This window comes from uncultured Winogradskyella sp. (assembly GCF_947495255.1).
Classification (GTDB): domain Bacteria; phylum Bacteroidota; class Bacteroidia; order Flavobacteriales; family Flavobacteriaceae; genus Winogradskyella.
This window is the reverse complement of record NZ_CANLYI010000023.1, coordinates 1-2,777: the sequence shown is the minus strand read 5'-3', so window position 1 is coordinate 2,777 and position 2,777 is coordinate 1. Positions and strand designations below refer to the sequence as shown.

Genomic DNA, 2,777 nt, shown 5'->3' with positions numbered 1-2,777 from the left:
ACTTGAAAACGAGATCTAGGTCTCACAGAACTGAACGAAATCTTAGTAGTAAAAGAGAGAGGATTATCAATGTTGTCTAAGTCTTAAGCTTCACCGTGTATACTAATCTTATTTCTCTCTTTTGTTCTTTCTATCTATTTATATCTTAAAATTAGTACTTTTATTAAAATGCTAACTTAAGACGTGTATAATTAATTGCTTGGTCACTGCCGACTTACGAAAATTCCGCTGGAATTTTCTATCTGTGATTTGTTTGCTAAATTAGTTGCTTAAATACGCAACTAACCATACACAACAACGTTGTAAGTAATTTTAAAAAACCGCTAAAATGAAAATAAAACTACTGATTTTTATACTTTTCTTTTGCTCTAATATTATTGCGCAGGAATATCCAAAAAACACAAAACACATAAAGACAATACAATCTACAGTTTACAATAAAAAAGACACGCTTAACCATAGAGAGTTAGTTACATATTACGACAAAGATTGGAATCTATTGACTAATACTAACACACTTTCATCTGCTCTAGATAAAGGTTCCAAAACTGTGACAATTTTAGATACAGACAAAAAATTTGTCCAGGCAATTATTACCTCAAAAAAAGACACCTTGGACTACATCGTATATCTTTATGATGATGATGGAAACAGGACTAACAACTACCAAATAAGGAAAGGAGATACTATAACTGACCAAAAAAGAATTTTTGACGATAATGGAAATAGCCTAGAATTATATAATAAAAAAAATGGTAAATATTATCTAAGTTTAGAAGCAAAATATAACAATTTAAATAAAGTAACATCGAGAAATTGGTATAACTCATTAAATCAATTAATAAGAATTGAAAAGTTTGAATATTCAGAAGATGGTAAGACATCTGAATACTACAAAACAGATAAAAAAGGTGTTTTAAAAAGACAAAGCAAAAAGGTTGAAATAGGCCTAAGAAAGTATAAAATATACCATTACACTGAATCAAAAGGAATAAATTATGGAATCACCCTTGAAAAACAGAAAGGATATTATACAATCGAAGAAAAAGATAAAAATGACAACTTGATTTCCCTAGAGATTTTTAATAAAAGAGATAAGTTAAAAACATCAGTTTATGTAACTTATAGTGAAATTCAACATTAAGATTAAAAAAACTACTTACAACACCGTGTATAATTAATTGCTTTTTTGAGCTTACTTGCGAAAATTCCTGCGGAATTTTCTCGGGTTCGTAAATGTTTGTTAACTTAGTTGCTTAACCACGCAACTAACCATACACAAACACGTTAACCACAAGTTAAGTACAGCACTCAATACGAACTTAACTCATTTTATTCCAAGGATTATTTTTTAATTTTTCAGGAAAATGTTAATATATTTAGCTGATAATTCAGGATATTGAAAATGCATTGCGTGACCTGAATCTGGTAAAATAATATGTTGAATTGTTGGCGCATTTTTTAGAAGTGGAAACCAATTCTCCGTAGCATAAGATATATCGTGGTCTGATGAAATGACTAAAATTGGTGTTTGTAAAGTTGTATACTTTTCTCTAAAATTTTCTTTATCCTCTACCACTAATGGTGCAGCAGCAAAATAGCGATTAAATTCTTCTTTTGTAGATGGAATTTTTGAAATATCTATGTTAGAATAAATTCTACTTCTAGATTCTTCAGCTGCTTTTCTACTCTTTTCTGATTTAGGTTCATAAAAAATAATAATTTCATCCTCTAAGTCATTTATTGGTTTTAAGGCGTGTTTTATAAACAGTGGTTCAAGAGGTATTTCATTTTTACCAATTGGATTACTTCCAATTATTACGGTTTTTAAAACTCTTGAAGAATTAATAAATGTTGCATATTGTGCTACCCAACCACCATAAGACCAACCTAATACAAAAAATTTATCAATTTTTAAATAGTCTGCAAGCTTTACTATTTGACCTGCAACCTCTTTAATATCTGTTGGTAATTCACCTTCAGAATAGCCAACACCAGTATAATCAAAAGTAATTACAGTATTGTTTTTTGATAATAAATCTAAGAAAAGTGGGTCCCATGTGTCCAAAGTACCTCTAAACCTATTAGCCAAAATAATTGGAGTGCCATTACCTTTTTTTCGATAAGCAATTTTTAAATCATCAACATTTGCATATTCTGTATTTAGCGTGTTTGAATTTTTCATTCTTAAAATTTTAATTATATATTTACTTGCATTTTACAAGTACAAATATAAAAATTCACTTGCGTTTTGCAAGTGAATTAAAAATTATTTTTATGTCAAAAGATAAAAACAGGTCAAATTGTCCCATAAGTTGTTCTCTTGAGTTATGGGGAGATAAGTGGTCATTATTAATTATTCGTGATTTAATGTTAGCTAAACAATGTACTTATGGAGATTTTTTAAAATCAGAAGAAAAAATATCAACTAACATTTTAGCAGCAAGATTAAAGACGTTAGAGCAACATATGGTCATTGAAAAACTTGAACATCCAAATAGCAAATCAAAAGTATTATATAAACTCACTAAGAAAGGTATTGAATTACTGCCTATACTTGTTGAAATCAATTTATGGGGAGAAAAATATTATGCTGACATACCTGATAAAACAAAAGCGCTTTTAAAAGATGTTAAAAAAGACAAAAAAAGTTTTATAAGAAGAACAATAAAGAAATTAGATATAGATTAAAAACTAGTGGCTAACAAAGAACTGAGTTAAAAAACAAGTCATTTTAAACTAATCTTGAAACAAAGTTTTCATCGTAAGGTCGTCCA

General features: G+C 28.6%; 3 protein-coding genes. 2 read left to right on the top strand and 1 reads right to left on the bottom strand.

The window, feature by feature from the left end; translation table 11 throughout:
* The first annotated feature begins 328 nt into the window (after positions 1–328).
* Positions 329–1,144: a hypothetical protein gene (locus Q0807_RS18805; protein ID WP_301162056.1), complete on the top strand. Its 816-nt coding sequence runs from the start codon at positions 329–331 to the stop codon at positions 1,142–1,144.
* Positions 1,145–1,351: 207 nt separating this feature from the next.
* Here Q0807_RS18805 and Q0807_RS18800 read toward each other — a convergent pair whose 3' ends face one another.
* Complete coding sequence (locus Q0807_RS18800; RefSeq protein ID WP_301162055.1) at positions 1,352–2,185, bottom strand: alpha/beta hydrolase; 834 nt, start codon at positions 2,183–2,185, stop codon at positions 1,352–1,354.
* Between the two features lie 92 nt (positions 2,186–2,277).
* Here Q0807_RS18800 and Q0807_RS18795 point away from each other — a divergent pair, with 92 nt between their 5' ends.
* Positions 2,278–2,691 carry a helix-turn-helix domain-containing protein gene (locus tag Q0807_RS18795; protein ID WP_301162054.1) on the top strand — a complete coding sequence of 138 codons (414 nt, stop codon included), beginning with the start codon at positions 2,278–2,280 and terminating at the stop codon, positions 2,689–2,691.
* Positions 2,692–2,777 lie beyond the last annotated feature (86 nt).